Source organism: Rhizobium sp. P1_E6 (assembly GCF_056405875.1).
In genome coordinates, this window is sequence record NZ_JBFUBG010000018.1 from 70,368 (window position 1) to 89,521 (window position 19,154).

Genomic DNA, 19,154 nt, shown 5'->3' on the forward strand with positions numbered 1-19,154 from the left:
CATCAGAATTCGACGCAGGAAATTCCCATGAAGCCGATCTTCGTCCAGCTCCAGTGCGCCCCAGGCAAGACCTATGAGGTCGCTGACGCCATCTACAAGACCGAACTGGTCTCGGAGCTCTATTCGACATCAGGCAATTACGACCTGCTGCTCAAGGTCTACATCGAGGAAGGCCAGGATATCGGCAAGTTCATCAACGACAACATCGCCAATATCCCCGGCATCATCCGTTCTCTGACGACATTGACCTTCAAGGCGTTCTGACGCGATTAACCCTTCTGTTAACAAAGCCGGCTGTAGTGCGCCCGCATATACCGCACATTAACGGCCGGCATGGCTGATCCTTCCCACGAAGAATAGGTGGGAAATGTCCGTCTCCATGATCGAGACCTTTGAGAACAGGGCGCAGCCGCAGGCGGCGCCCCTCATCGTGCATGTGGTGCGCCAGTTCCTGCCAAACCGTGGCGGGATGGAAGATGTGGTTGCCAATCTGGCTCGCCAGACGCTGAAGCGCGGATATCGCGTTCGCGTCGTCACGCTTGATTCCCTTTTCACCGCACCCGAAAAGAAGCTTCCGCTACGTGAAATCATCGACGGCATCGAGGTGGTGCGCATCCCCTGGTCCGGCAGTAGCCGCTATCCGGTAGCACCGCAGGTGTTCCGCCATATCGGCGATGCCGACCTCATTCATGTCCATGCGATCGACTTCTTCTTCGATGCACTCGCCTGGGGCAGGCTCCTGCATCGCAAACCCATGGTCGTGACGACCCATGGCGGCTTCTTTCACACCAAGAAATTTCTTGTCATCAAGAAGGTTTGGTTCAGCACGCTGACACGGCTCTCGGCGATGGCCTACCGGCAGGTCGTGTGCTGCAGCGCGTCCGACCTCAGCCAGTTCATTCGGATCGTTCCTGACGGCATCACCATCGAAAACGGCGCCGATATCGGCAAATTTGCCGATATCGGCTCGCGCGCACCCGAACGTCGCATCGTCACGATCGGGCGTTTCTCCGTGAACAAGCGGCTCGATAACCTGCTGAATGCTGGGGCCGCCCTCGTCAGACGCAATCCCGATTGGCATCTCGATATTGTCGGCGCCGAATCCGATCTCAATGCCGCCGATCTCAAGCGTGAAATCGCCGAGAGATCGCTGGAGAAGTCTGTCACCCTCAGCATCTCGCCTGACAACCAGGCGATCCGCGACATCATTGCCAAAGCATCCCTCTTCGCTTCCGCTTCGGAATACGAAGGTTTCGGGCTTGTCGCCCTGGAAGCGATGAGCGCCGGCCTACTGCCGGTTCTCAACGCCAATGAGGCCTATCGCGCGCTGGCTGGAAGGCATGAGGCAATTGCCCTCGCCGACTTCACGAAACCGGACGCGGCCGCGGATGTGATCGAAGAAGCTTACCGGAAAGTCGCTGCCGAGGGTGCGGTCCTGCGGGAAAGCCTCATCGAAGCCACCCAGGCCTATTCGTGGGATGCTGTGGCAGGGCGCTACATCGACCTCTACCGGTCGATCGGCATTATCGCCTAGAGAAATTCAAGCAAAAGCGAACAGCAGTTTTGCATCCGGAATTGTGGGAACACGAGGCGACGGAGCATTTCGTGTTTCAACGAAAACGAAAATGCTCCAGAAAATCAGGAGATTCTCAGGCCTTCGCCAGCCGGACGATCTCGTCCAGCACCAGCTTGCGCGATTCCGGCGGCGTTAGGTTGTGATCGGCATCCTGCAGCATCACCACTCGCACATTGGGGTGCCGGGTAAATTTGTGCCCGCGCGGACCGAAGTGGAAATACATGTGGTCGAGACCGACATCGCCTTCACTGTAGATCAGGGTCAGCGGCACCTTGCGCTTGCCGAGCGCGGCAAAGGACTGGCGCACTTGCCGTGCGATATGACGGCGGCCCGGAATGAGTTCGACAAGCGGCGCGATGCGCGGCGAAAGCCGGCGGCCGATCGCGATGAAGATATTCTGCAACGCCGCAAAGACATCGACCTCGCCGCGGAACAGTCGCCTGACCGTGTCGAGCCGCATCATCCGCTGACCGTAGTCGTCGACGCTGCGCGGAACGGAGACGACATGCTCGCGCCGCACCGGCATCTCGGGATCCCAGTAGTAGACGAAGGGATTGATGGAAACGATCGCTTTCAGGCGTTCGTCCTCGATGCCCGCACGCAGGGCCACATAGCCGCCACTGCAGCGACCCGCGACCATGATCGGGCCCGCGACGAAGCTTTCCAAGAGATCCAGCGAGGCGAGCGCATCTTCCGTCTGCGTCGCCGAATAGAGAACCTGTTCCGGCGCATCCGGGCGGGGAACGCTGTCGCCGACATTGGCGGAATCGAAGCGCAGTGAAACGACGCCCTGGCGAGCCAGTTCACGCGCCATATCGACAGTCGTACGACCCCAACCGGCGTGCCGATCATAGGCCGTCGACATGAAGAGCACGGCATTGCCTTTGATCTCGCCCTGCGGGCGACTGATGACGCCGATGAGATGCTGGAATGCGCCGAAACGAACCGGAATTTCCTCAAAACCATCACCCGCGAGCGGTTGGTTTTCGACCATCTGCGGAGAATGAGTGGCGGATGCTTCTGGCGAGGTCGTCTCGACAAGCCATTCGGCGAGCAGGTCGATGACTGCCATCGGCGTCTTCGCAAAGAGCGGGTTCGTGACCAGCTCGTCATAACCTTCGAAAACGCGCTGCTCGACATTGCCGCCGAGCGCCTTCAGTGCGTCAGCAAACCCCGTATCGTCGACGCGAACCGGGCGTTCGAGGATGAGGTAATTCGGCGCTGCCAGGTCCTGCGGTGAGCTGATATTGAGTTTGCCGATTTCCGCAGCAATTGCGTCGGGCAAAGACAGACCGGCGATCTGGACCTGTGCGCTCGGCGCATGCTCCTTGCTGAGACCAAGGTCGGCATGGATGATGCGCGACCACATGTTGATTTCGCGCAGATGCCCCCTGCCGCTCAGAATAGGCGCAAGCAGCACGACGCTGTCGACGCCCTCGATTGTATGGCCGGTCAGATGAGCAAGCGTGCCACCGAGACCCTGGCCGACAAGAATGATCTGCGAGCAACCACTGAGCGCCTTCAGCTTTCCAGCCGCCGCGCGGATAGAATTCTTCCAGATTTCCAGGCTCGGTGTGTGATCACCAAAATCCAGAGCGTCACCCGTACCCGTATAGTCGAAACGCAGGCTCGGGACGCCGATATCGGCAAAATGCTCTGCCGCCACACGGTAGAATTTCCGCGTGCACATTTCCTCGAAACCCCAGGGACTGACGAAGAGAACGGCAGCCGAACGTTTTGTAACGTCAGCCTTTTCAGGCATGAAGAGACCGATCGTGCCATCGAAGACAACGGGAAGAGCAGCAGCACGGCCGGCGCCTTCTGCCGGTTCGCGCGAGAATTCTTCGTTGACCGGCTTCTTCTGTTCCCCTTCGGGGGTCGGCGCGGTGATGAAATCAACCGCGCGCCTTGCCGGTCCCTTCAACAGCGCCGGGATCTTGTCGAGGATCGAGCGCAGCACCTGGATATCCTCGGCCGGAACGGCACGGAAGACCTTAAGCGCAGCAAAATAGGCAAATGTGCCGGCAATGATCGCGACGACAAGGCCAACAGGCCCCTGGAAGATCTCGAGCGCGGTAATTGCGCCGCAAGCGCACAATACCGCCGCAAGCGTGATTTTCGTAAGGCTGAGATAAAGCCCCGAAAGCTGAGCTCCGAATCCCGTTTGTCTGACCATCATTACCGACATCGCAACAAATACGGCTATGCGCACAAGCGCGGCACCCTCAGCGGCCAGCCTAGGTACGATGAGTAAACAACCCACTACCATCAGGAGGCCACCTATCACACTGATTTTCAACCGTACATTGGCCTTGTCGATCGAAAGCAGGTACAGGCTGAGAACCTGCATCAAAGTGTACGCCGGCGCCACAAGCGCAAGCAGGGCAACAACCCCGCCGCTTCGATCGAAGGCTTCGCCGAATACCACATGCACCAGTTCACTGGAGATCGCGGCAAGCCCGAGGCTCATCGGCAGCACGATATAGGCCATGCTGCGGATGACTGCAGCGAAGGCCTCGACCGGGAATTTCGCATCGGCGCTGGCATGGCGCCGTTCCGAATAATAGGGCAGCAGGCTGCCGCTCATCTGGATGGGAAGCTGCAGCGCGATATTGGCGATGGACAGGCCGGCAGCATAGAAACCAACCATTTCCACCGACCAGAACTGCTGCAGGAAAAGCAGCTCGATACGGTTGAGGAAGATCGAATCGATGATGAATTGCATCGACAGGATGACCGACGATGACGCCAGATATTTGAGCGAGACGCCGCAGCGGTCACGGCGGGTAGAGAGGATCGGCAAGGTCGCGACGAAAAGCACGAACTGGCCGAGCGCATAGCCGACCAGCACGCCCAGCACCCCATAAAAAACCGCGCCGATCGCCACGCCCACTAGCTGGAAGACCGAGACGATCAGCGTCAGCCGAAAGAAGGTGCCGAGCCGCTTCTCGCCGATAAGGTAGAATTTGACGAAGGAGCCGATTGCCTGAACGAAGAAAAGGATACCGGTGACCAGCGCCACCGACGGCGCGGTATCGGCCCAGTGCATCTCCTCCGAGGTCAGGAAGAACATGGCATAGAGCCCCAGCAACACGAGCGTGGAGCAAACCATGAATGTGACGAGGATCGAGGCAAATCCCCTGCGCTGCTCAAGGCTGTAGCCCTGCGCCGAGAGTTGCGGCAGCGTCTTCAGAAGCGTGATGCTGGAGCCGAGTTCGGCAATCGAGGCGCCGGTGACGACGAGCCAGAGCGAGAAGGCAACAATGCCATTGGCCTCAGGTCCGAGCAGGCGTGCGGTTATGATCGAGGAAGCAAACCCCGTCACCAGAAGCAGCATGCCCGCCGCCGCATTCATCATCGAGTTTGCAATAATGCCCTTCGACATCGATCCATCCGTTGCACGCCGCATCGCGGCCAAAAACAAGCCATCTCTAAATTGGAAATGTTAAAATAAAGGGGAGTGACGCCCTCAGCTTAGCTCACCTGCATCGCCGAAAGCCTTGAAAGCGCCTTGTCATAGCTGTGCTCGGCAAGATGGCGCATCAGATAGTCCCTGGCCCCCTCCGCCTTCCGCCTCGCACCATCTGTATCCGAATGGATGCTCTTCAGATGCGCTGCCGCTGCCGCCGGCGAAGGATCGGCCCAGACTGCATCCTTGAGATCTGCAAATTCCGGATGGCTATCGACGACGGGAATGAGCGACGGCTCGACCAGCCAGGTATTATCGGGGTCACAAAAGTCTGCAGTGCCCGACCAGCCGGTCGAGACGACAGGCGTGCGATGCATAATCGCCTCGGCGACCGTCAGGCCGAAACCCTCGGAACGATGCAGGGAAAGATAGGCGTTGGAATCGCGGATAATGCCGTTGATCTCCGAACTCGTCAGATTGTCGGTAACGATCCTGATATTAGGATCGCCTTCGACGGACTGCATGACTGCTCGAAGCGTCTCGTCCCTTGCCGGATTGCCACTCGCCTTCATCAGGAGAAAGGCATTGGGGCATTCAGCGCTGAACAGCCTGAAGGCCTCGATCGTGCCCTGCGGGTTCTTGCGGTTGATCGAGGAACCGGCACTGAAGATGAACGACACGAAGAAGGCGTCATCGGCGATCCCGAACTTCCGCCGGATGCCTTCAGCCGCCGGGCGCTCGGTTACTGGATGCGGCACGACGATGACAGGTGCGGTCGTATGCGGCGCGATCGCCCGTCTCGTGAATTCCGAGGGAACGAAGACGGCGTTCATATAGTGCACGGCATTGCGCCATTCCGCTGGTACCACTTCGAGCTCCCAGGCCCAGTAGCCGATGTTGAAGGTGCGGGTGAAATTACCGAGCCCCTTCTTCAGGATCGCGCGCGGCAGCATGGGCGGATTGAGATGCCATATGCGGCTTCCCGGCTGACCGTCGGAGAGATTCGCCGGTGCCCATTCCACCAGCTTGTCTTCGTCCGGATGGGTGCTGACGTCAGCAAGCATGATCTCTCTACCCGCCTTCGAGAGTGCGGCAGCGCAAAGCCTTGCGGATTCCCCGACGCCTGCAGCCATCGACAGATAGCCGACGATCTCGACAGGTCGGCGCGGATTGAAGGCAAGGCGCGATTTGACGATGAGGCGCTGCAGCAGATGCCCGCGCACGCTCCGATAGACGCCCCGCAAAGCCTCTTCCGCCTGCACTCTGATCGTCATGACCGCTCCCTGGTCCTTAAAGCGCGAAACGGCGCGAGGCGCCGACGCTCCTGATTTCACCGGTCGGCAGCGCTTCTCCATCGGTGCCCGCAGCGGCAATGAGCTTCACCCGCTTGGCCGGACCCGGCGCCAGATGGAACCAGTCCTCTTCCGCTCGATAGCCTTCGACATCGATGTGCACCGACTGCGCCAGCCTGTCGGTCGCAAGCGTGATGAACCAGTCGTCGCCCTCGCGCATGAAGGACGCTTCGATCGTCGCGTCGTGGAAGGCTTTCGGCCGCCCGCGAGGAAAATGGAAAGCTTGCGCCAGGAGCCCGCCGTCCATCGTCGACCGCAGCCAGCCGACGCTCACATCATGTGACGGCGCGCCAAAACGGAAGGCATAGGCCGCATCGAAGAAGCCGCCGAAAAGGTCGGTGCAGGCGATGCGCTCCACGCTTCTGGGGTCAAGGTTGAAGGCCTTGCTGCCGCTTGCCACCTGCTGGCGCCCATCGCGCAGGCAGGCGACATCGAGTTCGAGAGCGACCACCTTGTCCGTTTCATTGATAACGTGAGCGTAAAGCCCGTTCGTCCCTTCATCAGTGAAGACGACCTGGACAGGACGGAAGGCGCGGCGCATTGCGTACCAGACGGGCTTCGGCTCGCCGGTGGAATCGATCACACCCCAGCCAGCCCCTGGCAACAGATCCTGCAGGGTCCAGACGAGCGCGCCATTGCAGGACGATCCCTTGCGCCGCCATTCGGCAAAGGTTTCCTCCAGCACCTCACCCGTCACAGCACGCGAAAGATCGAGATAGCGTTCAGGGTCTTCGCGGCGGAGCCTGGCCGGGTCGAGATCGTAAAGAAGCCCGAGATAGAAATCGCGCACATCCTCGAAATCCCAGGAGGCACCGCGGTCGCGCGGGACCCGCTCTTTCCAGAGCGGACTGTGAACCGATGGCACATCGAGATGCCGCTGTAGCATCCTCTGCTGCGGCACATGGGCAAATGCCAGGCTCTCGGCCGCGAAACGGACCTCGGCACGTCGCGCATCATCGAGCGGCCGCATATAGGCTCCGACGCCGTAATAGTGCGTAACGCCGGCGTTCGGCGAGAAGGGCATCGCTCCGCCATAGGGCGAATTCGGCACATAGGGGACATCCGGGCGCACGCGCTGGCAGATTGCCGGGATGATCTCGTCGGTGATCGGCCCGCTCCAGAAATCCGAGGGGAGGCCGAACATCGCGGCCTGCTGGTGGATTTCACTGCCGCCGCAGAGCACGGCAAGCGAGGGCGAGAGCTGCACTCCGTGCAGGAATTCCTCCACCTCGGCATGCACATGGCCGATAAACGCCTTGTCATTCTTCGGATAGTCGAAATTGGCGAACATGAAGTCCTGCCAGACCAACAGGCCGAGCTCGTCGCAGAGCGCGAAGAAATCAGGTGTCTCGTAGGCCATGGTTCCGCCGATGCGGATCATGTTCATGCCGGCCTCGGCCGCAAGCCGCAGGAAGGGTTCGTAATCGGCCCGCTCGCCCGGTAGCCGTGCAATATCGGCTGTCGTCCACACCGCGCCCCGGCAGAAGACCCGCTCGCCATTGACGAGAAGCGCGAAATCGCTGCCGTCAGCGCCATGGTTGGCCTCGATCCGCCGGAAACCCGTTTTGCCCAGCGAGTGTTCTTCGCCGTCGAGGATCAGCGTCACGTCATAGAGATGTGGCACACCATGCGTGTGCGGCCACCATGCCTCGACTTCGGGCAGTTTGAGGATCGCCGAATAATGCCGGTCGCCGATCTTCTCAAAACCCTGTTCGACGCCAGCGCAGCGCAGCAGCATCACAGGCTCTTCGCCATCGGTATAAAGGGAAACGCTGAGCCGCCCCGCCCGGTTTTCCTCGAGCATGGCGCGTACCGAGACATTGTCGACCGCAGCCACTCCTCGCCGCACGAGCGAAATCGGACGCCATGGCCCCACGGCATGGATCTCCGGACACCAGCCGGGCATATGCCCGAGCAACGTGTTGCGGACATTCTTCAGCCCCTGCGGCGTAATCATCTGCGGCCGCCAGCGAGCACGCGGTCCGGGTTCCGCAAGGCGAGGGCCAAGCGCCCGGAAGCAAAGCGCCAGTTCATCACCGCCTGTCAGCGTCACCGGCATTTCGTGCGCAGTAAACATGCTCTCGGAAGAGAGGATTTCCTGGCCGTTGAGAAAAACATGGCAGATCGTCGCCAGCCCCTCAAAACGCAGGATCGCCTCACCCGGCTCCGTATCGAACAGGCGGGTCAGATACCAGGCGTCCTTGGTGTTCAGAGCCCGCGGATTTTCGCGGTCGAAGAGACCAGCCCTTTCGAGCGCGGCCGCGACCGTGCCCGGAACGGGCGCTGGAATGAACTGTGCGGAAAGGTGAATATCATGGGGTGTCGCGCAGGCATCAGGCTCGGTCAGAACCAGATTCCACCCTTCGGAAAGCAAGCTTTCCTCAGCTCCGATGCTTGCTAACCGCCCCCGCATGGTCAGATCTCCGGCTTCAGACTCGCTCCACAAGCGATGCCATCATCGAATCCCATGCATCGGCTGCCGGATCAAGTGCCGCTTTCAATGGCTCGAACTTGTGGCGGGTGACCGCGCGGGCAAGCTGGAACTGAACCGACTTCGCCCCTTCCGAGATGCGGCGCGCCTCCTCAGCGGCAACACCAAACTCGCCGGCTGAAAGCCAGGTCAGATGATCGGCAGCAAGTTCGAAATTCGCACCCACCTGCCGCAGCGTGTTGAAGGCATATTTGTGGAAGAAGCCGAAGGGCCGATCGGCCACTGCTTCGACCTGCAGCGGAAAGACCTCGGCAAAAGCGCGGATCGGGTTGGCGCTCGGGCGGCGACGAAAATGGAAAGCAAGGAGACGCCGGGAAACCTCGCGCAGATGCGCTTCGCCGACAGGGCGTTCCGGGAACTTGACGAATTCCGTATAGGGCAGGAACGGCGCATCCTCGTCCGTCAGATGGGATTGGAACAGCCCGTCGAAATCCTCGCCTTCGATGCGGAAATAACCGGCATTGTGGAAGTAGTCGACGCGCTTGCCGGCAAAATCCAGCCGGTTGATCGCGACCGTGGTCTTGCCATGCTCCTGCCGGTAGGCGGTGCCGCGCGTATCCGGCATGTAGAAGGAATCCATTTCGATGAGGCAGAGCCGCCCGCGGGCTGTCTGCACCTCGATATGCCGCTCGATACGGTCGTAGATCGCAAGCTCGGTGGCGCGGATGCCGTAGAGCGCTTCGAGATCCTCCAACGGCACCTTGAAGAAGGTGAACTGGTCGCCCTCGAAATCCTGCGTCAGCGTAAAACCGAGCATGGCTTCCGGCGCAACGCCGAAGGTCGAGAGAACCTCGATCCAGAGATCGATATAGCAATTGGTCTCCGGCCATATGCGCTCGTTGGAATGCAGCGCATGCGGCTTGTAGGCATCAGGGTCGATACCCGCAAAGACCGATGTCATCGTGCCGCTCAGCCCCACAGGACTTTCCGCACACTTGCCGGCCATTCCTTGACGTCGAGACCGTGGTGATGGAAGAGCGCGAGCGCGATGCGCTCCAGGCCGAAGCCGACGCAGGCGGTATGGGCGACGCTGCCGTCTTCGAGGTTCAGGCCCCACTTCACGCCGAAGGAGTCCTGATGGTAGTTGAAGCTCATGCAAGCCGTCGGATTTGCCGCCGAGGTGATCGGGATCAAGAGTTCGAACTTCAGGTTCTGGTCACGCTGGTTATTGACCATCATTTTGCCGGCACGGCCGAAAAAGGGGTCGTTGGCAACATCGATCGTAACGTCGAGCCCGACCTGCTTCATCATTTCAAGGCCGCGATCCATCCAGCTCTGGCGGAAATCGGTCACATGTTGCTCGGTGCCCATGCAGACATATTCGCGCATGCGAAAGAGCTGCTGACGAGCCGGATCCTTGGAAGGCTCATGGCGGAAACAATAGGATTGCAGATCGAAGAGGCCGCCCTTGGCAGGCAGGTTGCCGCGCTTGGCAACAGTCGGATAGAGCGGATAGCAGGCTGCCGGCGTCAGCACGATATCGGTCGCCTTCTGGTCCTTCGTCCAGTCCTCGCCGACTTCCATGCACTGCAACAGGCTCATATGGTCGAGCTCGCTGCCGCAGAAGCTGTGCACCGTGCCGGCGAGCTGCGGAAAGCTCTTCATGTACCCGCTCTTTTCGAAGAGTGCGCGGTTCATGCCAGGCGGAAAACGCATCGCCTCGGCGCCATCGGCGCCGCCAAACTTATCGATCAGCCGTTCAAAGGCGGCGATAACGTCTTCGAACTGACCACTGCGGCCGTAAAGACCGTCAACGCCGGTATCGATCAGCAGACCGGACTCGAAGAGCCGGTCCAGAAACGAGGTCTGCATATCCATGGCTTTACCCCAGTAGGCTAGTGTCCTGCTTATGGACAAGAAGCATGCTCGACGTATTGCCGAGGATGCGGTCGTTCGAGATCATGAGTTGCGCGGAATGGGCATCGCGCAGATGGCGTCCGAGGCTAAAGGGCGTACCGTTCTTGTAGCCCATGATGCCGCAGATCAGCATGGTATGATTGACGATTTCCAGGATCGTTTCGGAAGAAGCGATCTTCACGTTGTTCATTGCAACGGCAAAACCCATCGAAGAAAGCTTGTCGCCGTCAGCCTTGGCGTCTTCATAGGCCTTGAGGCCGGCAACGACGTTCGACTTCACCATCTGCAGAAGGTTGGAGACCTCCGCGAGGCGAAGCGCGCCGGGCGGCGTGGCATCGGGAGACTTGCGGGCGGCGGCACGCACGAATGCTTGAGCGCGGGAAACGGCGTCAACCGCGATGCCGTACCAGACACCGCTCCAGAGCAGGTGTGAAGATGCCAGCATCGACTGTGCAGCGATTTCAGCAAAAGGCTTCGGCAGGATCTGTACAGCCGGCGCCTCGCCCTTGAACAGGAAGCCGTCGGAGCAAGTGCCGCGCATGCCGAGTGTATTCCAGACATGCGTCTTTTCGATCGTGTACTGGTCTTTCAGGAAAGCTGTCAGCACCTGATCGGAAGAGGCGGCCTGCGAATGGCTGCGCGAGGTGATGAGAATGGCGTCGGCATGCGAACCGTAGGAAATGACGGTTGCGTCCTTTTCCAGCCGGCAGGTATCACCGTCGATTTCGATCGCGCAGATGCTGTTGCGCAGATTGCCGCCGATCCCGCCCTCGGTGGTGGCGGAGGCGATGAGGAGCTGTTCGGCGACTATGCGGCGCATGAAGGCGCTATGCCATTCGCTGTCAACGCCATGTTCGACAAGGCTTGAAAGCTTGATCTGGTGCATGGCGAAGACCATCGCGCTTGCCGCGCAGGCCTGACCGAGCACCGAGCACAATTCGGCGATATCGGTAATGGAAGCGGCCTCGCCGCCGAGATGGCGGGGAATCTGGATGCCGAACAGACGCTCGGCCTTCATCGCGTTTACGGCTTCCTGCGGGAACCGGCCCTCAAAATCGACGGCATCCGCATGCCTTGCCGCAATTTCGGCGACGCGAGCAGCCCTTGCGACGAGGCTGTCTTCCGTGATCTTGACCGGGAAGTTCATCAGGCGACCTTTCGGCTATCCTGAATGAGATCGACCGTCTTGGCGATCGCTGAAATGCTGGAAAAGGACTTGCGGTTCAGGAGATTATCCGGAAATTCGATGTCGAATGCCTCTTCGATGCCGAGCATGAGCTGCACCGAGGCGAAGGACGTCAGACCCGCGGTGTAGAGATCCGCATCATCGGCAACCTGATCAATCGAAACAGGAAGCTTACCGAATTTGGCTACGAGGTCGCGGATTGTCTTGTTCATCCCATTAACTCCAGATTTTCATGATCCTGAGCCGGCATTCATCGCCTTTTCATGGGAGTGCTTTTAGTGCGGAAAACAGAACATTCCGCTAATGTTATTAGTTAAATATAACTATCGCCCATACTTGGCATTTTACAAATCATGCCGGGCTGATGCCTAATACTTAATTTCTATCAATAGTTTGATATAGTCTAAGCAGAGCGGCCGCAACTGGCGGCGGCTGTGCCGAGTGCAGAAATGGTACGCCAAACGCGCACTTTTGCGTTAACCGGCAGGCGGATAGGAATGCTCGCCACCGCGATAATCGGAGATCGAGTAGCAGCCCTCCCCGGTCGTCTTCACGGCGCTCTCGCCGATTACCGCCTTGCCGTAACCGCCGGGAATATCGAGAATATAGGTAGGCTGGCAGAGCCCGGAGATACGGCCGCGAAGCGAGGCGACGATCTTCTGCCCCTCCTCTATCGACAGCCGGAAATGGCTGGTGCCGGGCGCAAGATCCGGATGATGCAGATAATAGGGTTTCACACGCGTCTCGACAAAGGCCCGCATCAGTTCCGCCAGGATATCAGGATCATCATTGACGCCCCTCAGGAGCACCGACTGGCTGACCATGACGATGCCTGCATCCACCAGCCGGGCGCAGGCGGCGCGTGCTTCCGCCGTCAGTTCCCGCGGATGGTTGGCGTGAAGCGCGACATAGACAGTCTTGCCACTCGCTTTCAGAGCCGCGATCAGCTCTGCATCGATCTTTTGCGGATCGACGGCGGGCACGCGCGTATGGAAGCGCACGATCTTCACGTGCTCGATCTCTGCAAGCTGGCTGAGAATCTCACCAAGACGCCGCGGTGAAAGCACCAGCGGATCGCCGCCCGTCAGGATCACTTCCCAGATTTCGCCATGCCCGCGGATATAGTCGAAGGCGGCAGTGAGCGCCGCTGCATCGAGAGTGCCGAGCCCCTGCGGCCCGACCATCTCCCGCCGGAAACAGAAGCGGCAATAGACCGGGCAGACATGCACGGCCTTCAGCAGCACGCGGTCGGGATAGCGATGCACGATGCCCTCGACCGGGCTGTGGGCATGATCGCCTATGGGATCAGCCCGTTCCTCCGACGTGGTGACGAGCTCCGCTGCATCGGGCACGAATTGCCGGGCAATCGGGTCAGCCGGATCGGCATGATCGATCAGCCGCGCCATGGCGGGCGTCAGCGTGAGGGCATAACGCGTGGCAACCTCGTCGAGCGCCAGCCGTTCGGCTTCTTCGATCAGCCCCGCCCTGACAAGATCGTCCACGCTCTTGATCGGACGCATGATATTCATCGGCCGTACTCCGCGACCGGCGCCCAGAGCACCTGATCGATCCGAGAGGCACCCGTCGCCAGCATCGCCAGGCGGTCGAAGCCGAGCGCGATACCGCTTGCTTCCGGCATGATTGCCAGCGCGGCCAGAAAATCCTCGTCGAGCGGATAGGTCTCGCCATAGACCCGCACCTTCTCCGCCATCTCGATCTCGAAACGACGCCGCTGCTCGGCGGCATTGGTCAATTCGCCAAAGCCGTTGGCAAGCTCGACGCCGCAAGCATAAAGTTCGAACCGCTCCGCCACGCGGGGATCGCGCGCCGACGGCCGCGCAAGCGCGGCTTCGGAAACCGGATATTCATCGAGAATGGTGACGCGGCCGAAGCCGAGATGCGGCTCGACCTTCTCCACCAGCACCCGGCTGAATAGATCGGCCCAATGGTCATCATCGGCAACGCGCATGCCGACCCGCCCCATTTCGGCAGCGAGATGTTCGCGATCGGTCGAGCCGTCAGCAGACACAGAAGCCAGAAGATCGACGCCGGCATAGCGACCGAACGCTTCTGCAACGCTGATACGCTCCGGCCCGGCGAAGGGGTCGCACTCGGCGCCACGATAGGTGAGCGTTGTGGTTCCAATCGTTTCGGCGGCGAGCGCCAGCATGCGCACACAATCCATCATCAGGCTCTCATAGCTTTCGCCCGCACGATACCATTCGAGCATGGTGAACTCAGGATGATGGAGCGGCCCACGCTCGCGGTTGCGATAGACATGTGCGAAGCAGACGATGCGTTCTTCACCAGCGGCCAAGAGCTTCTTGCAGGCAAATTCCGGCGACGTGTGCAGGTAGAAGGGTGCAGCCTGTCCATCTGTCGTCAGGGCCTGTGTGGCAAACGCATGCAGATGCGCCTCATTGCCCGGAGAGACCTGCAAGGTGGCGGTATCGACCTCAATGAAATCCTCACGCGCGAAGTAGCCGCGCAACGCTGCCTGGATCGCGTTGCGCCCCATGAGGAACGGACGGCGATCGGCGTGTACGGCGGGGGTCCACCAGGGAGACGCTTTGGCGCTCGTGAGGTTCATTCAGCGCTTTCCTCGCCGGATTCAGCCGGTATGGGGGTGGCTATTTCTGCGATTTTAGGTTAGTGCGCCCCGAAAGAAAAACATTTTGCGTCTTCAGGGCCATTCCGACTGTCCTCTACGACGCCGAAAGCCGACTTACAAGGAAGTCTTATGGTCAAGGTCATCGCCTCTTCGGTCCGCAAGGGCAACGTTCTCGATGTCGACGGCAAGCTCTACGTCGTTCTCACGGCTCAGAATTTCCACCCGGGCAAAGGCACGCCGGTCACCCAGGTCGACATGCGCCGCATCGTCGACGGTGTGAAGGTTTCCGAGCGTTGGCGCACCACCGAGCAGGTCGAGCGCGCCTTCGTCGAAGACGTCAACTTCCAGTACCTTTATGAAGATGGCGAAGGCTTCCACTTCATGAACCCGGCCACCTATGACCAGGTCGTCGTCGACGTTGACACTATGGGCGACCAGAAGGCCTACCTCCAGGAAGGCATGACCTGCATCCTGTCGATCCACGAAGGCATTCCGCTGGCGCTCGATCTGCCGCGCCACGTCACCCTCGAGATCGTCGAGACCGAGCCGGTCGTGAAGGGCCAGACGGCCTCCTCCTCCTACAAGCCGGCGATCCTGTCGAACGGCATCCGCACTTTGGTTCCGCCCCATATCGACGCCGGCACCCGCGTCGTCATCGCGACGGAAGACAATTCCTACGTCGAGCGCGCCAAGAACTGAGCGCATCAGTTCCAGACATTCCAACGGCCTGGAGCACCCGCTTCGGGCCGTTTTCATTTGACGTCTGCTTCCAAGGGCACGATCGCCCTGACGGCGCCCGTGGCCATATAGAGAAAGGCCGGAAAAACGCCGGCCTCCGTACTCAGAGATGAGGATTGCGCGGCCGGTATTTCTTCACCAGTTTCTGGTTGATCTCCGCAGCACCCGGCATGTTGGCGCTAAGATAGACCGGCGCATCGCCGGACTTGGAAAGCTCGGAGGCGACGTCCGCGAAGATAGCGTTGATGACCGTCACCCCGACCGCCGTCGAGACCGGCCCGACCCGGAGGCCGGTGCCATCCAGATCGAGAACGGCGTCGCCCGGCGGCAATCCGTTGTCGAGCACCACATCTGCGACATCGGCCAACCGCCGGCGGCCATTGGCGATCGCTGTCGAATAGGCAATCGATGTGATGGCGATCACCTTGACGCCGATCTCTCGCGCATAGTCGGCCGCCTCGATCGGCGCGGCATTCACGCCCGAATTCGAGGCGATGATGATGACGTCGCCCGGCTGCATGCCGTAACGCTCCAGCATCGGCCGTACCAGACCCTGCGTGCGTTCATAGACCGAACTGATGACCGCACCCTCATGCAGCATCGCCGAACCGACCAGGACCGGCACCGTGAAGGCGAGCCCGCCAGCTCGATAGTGAACTTCTTCCGCCAGCATATGCGAATGGCCGGTGCCGAAGACATAGACGCGCTTGTCGCCACGGGCAGCCTCGAGTATCACGGCAGCGGCCTGCGCCATCGGCTCCGCAAGGGCCTGTTTCAGCTCCTCCAGCCGGCCGATGAGATTGGCGAAATAGGCGTCCGTAATGTCGCTCATCCGCCGCTCCCTAAGCCGCTTCGCCGTTGAGCCAGGTCGCCGTCACATCGATCGCATCGGTGAAATGCACGAGATCGGCGCGCGCGCCCGGCGAAAGGTGGCCGCGATCGGCAAGCCGCAGGAACCGCGCCGGATAGAGCGTCGCCATCCTGAGCGCTTCAGCAAGCGTCAGTTCCAGATAGGTGACGCCGTAGCGGATCGTCGAAGCCATATCGACATCCGAGCCTGCCAGCGTGCCGTCCGAAAGCACGAGTTTGGAACAGAAACCGCCCCTTTCGCGTCGCACGGTGCGGCCATTGAGCATGAACGTGTCCTTCTCCGAGCCGACGAGCGACATGGCGTCGGTTACGAAGAAAAGCTTGCCCTCGCCACGCTTAGCGTGCAACGCCGTGCGCAATGCCTTCGGATCGACATGGTGACCATCGGCGATGATGCCGCACCAGACCGCCGGATGATCGATCGCCGCCCCGACGAGCCCTGGCGCGCGATGCGCCAGCTGACTCATGGCGTTGAAGAGATGTGTCACTCCCCGGGCACCGGCATCGAAACGAGCTTCCGCCGCTTCGCTCGTGCTGTCGGAATGGCCGATGCTGACGATGACGCCGGCTTCGCTGAGTTCGCGCACCTGCGAAACCGTTACCTGTTCCGCCGCCATGGTGACGAGCAACGTGCCGATCGCCTCGCGCGCAGCGATGAAGGCCTTGACGTCCTTGTCCTCGACCGGCCGCATGAGCTCGGCGAGATGCGCGCCCTTGCGCGCCGGCGCCAGATGCGGGCCTTCCAGATGCAGGCCGGCAACACCGCGGTTCGTCTTCACCGCAACCTTGGCCGCCTCGATCGCTGTTGCCGTTGCCTCGGCCGTGTCGGTGATCAGCGTCGGCAGCAGTGCCGTCGTGCCGTATGGCCGATGTCCATCGGCGATCATGTACATGGAAACCGGCGATGGGTCGTCGTTCAGCATACGACCACCCCCGCCGTTGACCTGCGCATCGACGAAGCCAGCAGACAGCACGCCTCCATCAAGCGTCACGACTTCGCCCTCGGGCAGCTTATTCAGGCCGACGATCGCCTCGACGCGTCCGTCCTTGACGATCAGCGCCCGCTCGTCATGAAAGCGCTCTCCGTCGAAGATACGGGCGCCCGTGAAGATCTTGCGGCTCATCAGACGGTCTCCGTCACCTTGAGCAGGTTTGCCGGCTTGTCCGGATCGAAGCCCTTACGGCGGGTGACCGACTCGATCAGGCGGTAATAGACGAGCAGCGAGACCAGGGGATCGACGAGGCCGTTGCCGGTCGTCGGAACCTGCAGGTTGACGCCGGCAAGCGGCTTTGTGGAGAAGGGCACGGTCGTGGCGCCAAGTTTCTGCAGCCGATCCAGTGCCTTCACATTATTGTCGAAAGCAGCATCTTCAGGCACGAAACCGACGATCGGGAAGCCCGGCTGCACGAGGCGCATCGGGCCATGCATCAGTTCGGCAAGCGAGAAGGCCTCGGCATGAAGACCTGCGGTTTCCTTAGCCTTCAGCGCCGCTTCAAGAGCAATGGCGAAAGCCGTGCCGCGGCCGCCTGTGTAAAGCGATGCGGCGCTGAACAGAACACCCTCGGCAGCAGCAGTATCGATGCCCGATGTCGCAGACAAAGCGGCCGGCAGCTTCTCGATAGCGGCCTGCAGATCGGCCTTGCCGCCGATCGCAGCAGTGACACCGGCAAGGGCGGCAACCGATGCGATGAAGGACTTGGTCGCGGCAACGCTCTTTTCGGCACCGGCATTGAGGCCGAGAACGATATCGGCCTGCTTGGCGAGCGGGCTGTCGGTGACGTTGACGACGGCGATCGTCGTCGCTCCGCCCTTCTTGGCCGCTTCCTGCAGTGCCACGATATCGGGACTGGCGCCCGACTGGGAAACGGTGAAGTGGATGCCACCCTTCAGATGTAGGGAAGCGCCATAGACCGAGGCGATCGAAGGGCCGATCGAGGCGACCGGCACGCCGCAAGTGATCTCGAAGAGATATTTGAAGAAGGTCGCTGCATGGTCGGAAGAGCCCCGCGCCGCCGTCGTCACGACGCTCGGACGGGCGGACGAAAACAGCCGGGCGATTTCGGCAAAAACCGGCTTTTCCTTTTCGAGCAAGGCGGCGACCACTTCGGGCGACTGGCCCGCTTCCTGCAGCATCAACGACTGGTTCTCACTCATAGGTCATCTCCAATTCTCAGTTCGGCGACGAAATCATAGGCGTCGCCACGATAATGCGAGCGGGTGTATTCAACGACACGCTGGTCTTCCAGGCGCGATACGCGCTCGATCAGAAGCGCAGGCGCACCGGCCTTGACATCAAGAATAGCGGCCGAAGAGGGATCGAGCGTGACGGCCGTCAATCGCTGCATGGCGCGCACCGGCTTGTGGCCGCTCTGCGCAAGCGCATCGTAGAGCGAGCCTTCGCCGCCGGCATTGTCGCCAAGAAACTTGACCGGAACGACGGCGCGTTCGATGGCGAGTGGCAGCCCGTCGGCCAAACGAAGGCGGTCGAGCCGCAGCACCGGCTCGTCGACACTGAGGCCGAGCAGGAAGGACTCTTCCGGAGATGGGCTGTTGATGGTGCGCGACAGGATCTGGGCCGCCGGCGAGCGCCCGCGTGAACGCATGTCCGCCGAGAAGGAGGAAAGTCGCCACAGCGACTGCTCCATACGCTCGACCTTGCTGGAAACGAAGGTGCCGCTGCCGTGCCGGGATTCAAGCGCACCCGATGTCATGAGATCCCGATAGGCTGTTCGCACAGTGACGCGGCCGAGTTTCAGAGCTTCCGCCAGATCGCGTTCGCCGGGCAGCGCCGTGCCGGGCTTCAAGAGGCCCTCCTGAATGAGGCCGGTGAGGCCCTGCGCCAGCCGCTTGTAAAGCGGTCCCGTTGCCGCCTCATCGCGCAGCCCACGGCCATTCAGTTCCGCTATCAGACTGGTTCTATCCATGGATACACAATAGAACCTATTTAGAACCAATCGGCAAGCCGGATTCGCTTCACCAAAGAAAAAACCCTCGCGGTTGGCCGCGAGGGTCTCATTAATCAGGACAGGAAATACGAACTCAGTTCTTCGTAAAGATATAATC

At 60.6% G+C, this 19,154-nt stretch carries 16 protein-coding genes; 3 read left to right on the forward strand and 13 right to left on the reverse strand.

Going from position 1 to position 19,154, the window contains the following annotated elements; all coding sequences use genetic code 11:
• The first annotated feature begins 27 nt into the window (after positions 1 to 27).
• The gene (locus AC1D35_RS12210; RefSeq protein WP_113299657.1) at positions 28 to 264 is read left to right on the forward strand and encodes an Lrp/AsnC ligand binding domain-containing protein; all 237 of its coding nucleotides are present in this window, start codon (positions 28 to 30) and stop codon (positions 262 to 264) included.
• A 103-nt stretch (positions 265 to 367) separates the two neighbouring features.
• A complete protein-coding gene (locus tag AC1D35_RS12215) occupies positions 368 to 1,534 on the forward strand; it encodes a glycosyltransferase family 4 protein (protein WP_113308667.1) in 1,167 nt (388 codons plus the stop codon).
• A 115-nt stretch (positions 1,535 to 1,649) separates the two neighbouring features.
• Here the strand turns inward: AC1D35_RS12215 and AC1D35_RS12220 are convergent, their stop codons facing one another.
• The 9 genes from AC1D35_RS12220 to epmA all read right to left on the reverse strand — a co-directional run bounded on the left by AC1D35_RS12220 (position 1,650) and on the right by epmA (position 14,461).
• The gene (locus AC1D35_RS12220; protein ID WP_113308666.1) at positions 1,650 to 4,961 is read right to left on the reverse strand and encodes an oligosaccharide flippase family protein; all 3,312 of its coding nucleotides are present in this window, start codon (positions 4,959 to 4,961) and stop codon (positions 1,650 to 1,652) included.
• A gap of 89 nt (positions 4,962 to 5,050) precedes the next feature.
• Positions 5,051 to 6,229 carry a glycosyltransferase family 4 protein gene (locus AC1D35_RS12225; protein WP_113308725.1) on the reverse strand — a complete coding sequence of 393 codons (1,179 nt, stop codon included), beginning with the start codon at positions 6,227 to 6,229 and terminating at the stop codon, positions 5,051 to 5,053.
• 46 nt (positions 6,230 to 6,275) lie between these two features.
• Complete coding sequence (locus tag AC1D35_RS12230) at positions 6,276 to 8,750, reverse strand: glycoside hydrolase family 2 protein (protein ID WP_113308665.1); 2,475 nt, start codon at positions 8,748 to 8,750, stop codon at positions 6,276 to 6,278.
• 16 nt (positions 8,751 to 8,766) lie between these two features.
• Positions 8,767 to 9,747 (reverse strand): DUF1839 family protein, encoded by a 981-nt coding sequence (locus AC1D35_RS12235; protein WP_477938626.1) that lies wholly within the window; start codon positions 9,745 to 9,747, stop codon positions 8,767 to 8,769.
• Positions 9,738 to 10,646 carry an amino acid--[acyl-carrier-protein] ligase gene (locus AC1D35_RS12240; protein ID WP_113299561.1) on the reverse strand — a complete coding sequence of 303 codons (909 nt, stop codon included), beginning with the start codon at positions 10,644 to 10,646 and terminating at the stop codon, positions 9,738 to 9,740. The genes AC1D35_RS12235 and AC1D35_RS12240 overlap by 10 nt, the downstream gene beginning before the upstream one ends.
• A 4-nt stretch (positions 10,647 to 10,650) precedes the next feature.
• Positions 10,651 to 11,832, reverse strand: a complete 1,182-nt coding sequence (locus tag AC1D35_RS12245) for an acyl-CoA dehydrogenase family protein (RefSeq protein WP_113308664.1) — start codon at positions 11,830 to 11,832, stop codon at positions 10,651 to 10,653.
• Positions 11,832 to 12,083, reverse strand: a complete 252-nt coding sequence (locus AC1D35_RS12250) for an acyl carrier protein (RefSeq protein ID WP_113299559.1) — start codon at positions 12,081 to 12,083, stop codon at positions 11,832 to 11,834. Before AC1D35_RS12250 ends, AC1D35_RS12245 begins: the two co-directional genes overlap by 1 nt.
• Before the next feature lie 264 nt (positions 12,084 to 12,347).
• On the reverse strand, positions 12,348 to 13,400 hold the full coding sequence (locus tag AC1D35_RS12255; RefSeq protein WP_113308663.1) for a lysine-2,3-aminomutase-like protein: 1,053 nt from the start codon (positions 13,398 to 13,400) through the stop codon (positions 12,348 to 12,350).
• Positions 13,397 to 14,461 carry an EF-P lysine aminoacylase EpmA gene (gene epmA, locus AC1D35_RS12260; RefSeq protein WP_113308662.1) on the reverse strand — a complete coding sequence of 355 codons (1,065 nt, stop codon included), beginning with the start codon at positions 14,459 to 14,461 and terminating at the stop codon, positions 13,397 to 13,399. Before epmA ends, AC1D35_RS12255 begins: the two co-directional genes overlap by 4 nt.
• A 150-nt stretch (positions 14,462 to 14,611) precedes the next feature.
• On the opposite strand from epmA, the gene efp reads away from it, so the two are divergent.
• Positions 14,612 to 15,181 (forward strand): elongation factor P, encoded by a 570-nt coding sequence (efp, locus tag AC1D35_RS12265; protein WP_113299556.1) that lies wholly within the window; start codon positions 14,612 to 14,614, stop codon positions 15,179 to 15,181.
• A gap of 142 nt (positions 15,182 to 15,323) precedes the next feature.
• Here efp and AC1D35_RS12270 read toward each other — a convergent pair whose 3' ends face one another.
• From AC1D35_RS12270 to AC1D35_RS12285, 4 genes are read right to left on the reverse strand one after another with little or no spacing between them, the layout of a single operon-like run.
• Positions 15,324 to 16,052, reverse strand: a complete 729-nt coding sequence (locus tag AC1D35_RS12270) for an SIS domain-containing protein (RefSeq protein WP_113308661.1) — start codon at positions 16,050 to 16,052, stop codon at positions 15,324 to 15,326.
• 10 nt (positions 16,053 to 16,062) lie between these two features.
• Positions 16,063 to 17,214, reverse strand: coding sequence for an N-acetylglucosamine-6-phosphate deacetylase (nagA, locus tag AC1D35_RS12275; protein ID WP_113308660.1), 1,152 nt, complete (start codon positions 17,212 to 17,214; stop codon positions 16,063 to 16,065).
• Entirely contained in the window at positions 17,214 to 18,245 is a 1,032-nt protein-coding gene (locus AC1D35_RS12280) for an SIS domain-containing protein (protein WP_113308659.1), read from the reverse strand. Before AC1D35_RS12280 ends, nagA begins: the two co-directional genes overlap by 1 nt.
• Complete coding sequence (locus AC1D35_RS12285; protein ID WP_113299552.1) at positions 18,242 to 19,015, reverse strand: GntR family transcriptional regulator; 774 nt, start codon at positions 19,013 to 19,015, stop codon at positions 18,242 to 18,244. The genes AC1D35_RS12280 and AC1D35_RS12285 overlap by 4 nt, the downstream gene beginning before the upstream one ends.
• Positions 19,016 to 19,154 lie beyond the last annotated feature (139 nt).

Excerpts from the sequence above, each read along its gene's own strand:
- AC1D35_RS12210 (WP_113299657.1), top strand. The coding sequence starts at position 28 with ATGAAGCCGATCTTCGTCCAGCTCCAGTGCGCCCCAGGCAAGACCTAT.
- AC1D35_RS12215 (WP_113308667.1), top strand. The coding sequence starts at position 368 with ATGTCCGTCTCCATGATCGAGACCTTTGAGAACAGGGCGCAGCCGCAG.
- AC1D35_RS12220 (WP_113308666.1), bottom strand. The coding sequence starts at position 4,961 with ATGTCGAAGGGCATTATTGCAAACTCGATGATGAATGCGGCGGCGGGC.
- AC1D35_RS12230 (WP_113308665.1), bottom strand. The coding sequence starts at position 8,750 with ATGCGGGGGCGGTTAGCAAGCATCGGAGCTGAGGAAAGCTTGCTTTCC.
- AC1D35_RS12240 (WP_113299561.1), bottom strand. The coding sequence starts at position 10,646 with ATGGATATGCAGACCTCGTTTCTGGACCGGCTCTTCGAGTCCGGTCTG.
- AC1D35_RS12245 (WP_113308664.1), bottom strand. The coding sequence starts at position 11,832 with ATGAACTTCCCGGTCAAGATCACGGAAGACAGCCTCGTCGCAAGGGCT.
- AC1D35_RS12250 (WP_113299559.1), bottom strand. The coding sequence starts at position 12,083 with ATGAACAAGACAATCCGCGACCTCGTAGCCAAATTCGGTAAGCTTCCT.
- AC1D35_RS12255 (WP_113308663.1), bottom strand. The coding sequence starts at position 13,400 with ATGAATATCATGCGTCCGATCAAGAGCGTGGACGATCTTGTCAGGGCG.
- epmA (WP_113308662.1), bottom strand. The coding sequence starts at position 14,461 with ATGAACCTCACGAGCGCCAAAGCGTCTCCCTGGTGGACCCCCGCCGTA.
- efp (WP_113299556.1), top strand. The coding sequence starts at position 14,612 with ATGGTCAAGGTCATCGCCTCTTCGGTCCGCAAGGGCAACGTTCTCGAT.
- AC1D35_RS12270 (WP_113308661.1), bottom strand. The coding sequence starts at position 16,052 with ATGAGCGACATTACGGACGCCTATTTCGCCAATCTCATCGGCCGGCTG.
- nagA (WP_113308660.1), bottom strand. The coding sequence starts at position 17,214 with ATGAGCCGCAAGATCTTCACGGGCGCCCGTATCTTCGACGGAGAGCGC.
- AC1D35_RS12280 (WP_113308659.1), bottom strand. The coding sequence starts at position 18,245 with ATGAGTGAGAACCAGTCGTTGATGCTGCAGGAAGCGGGCCAGTCGCCC.
- AC1D35_RS12285 (WP_113299552.1), bottom strand. The coding sequence starts at position 19,015 with ATGGATAGAACCAGTCTGATAGCGGAACTGAATGGCCGTGGGCTGCGC.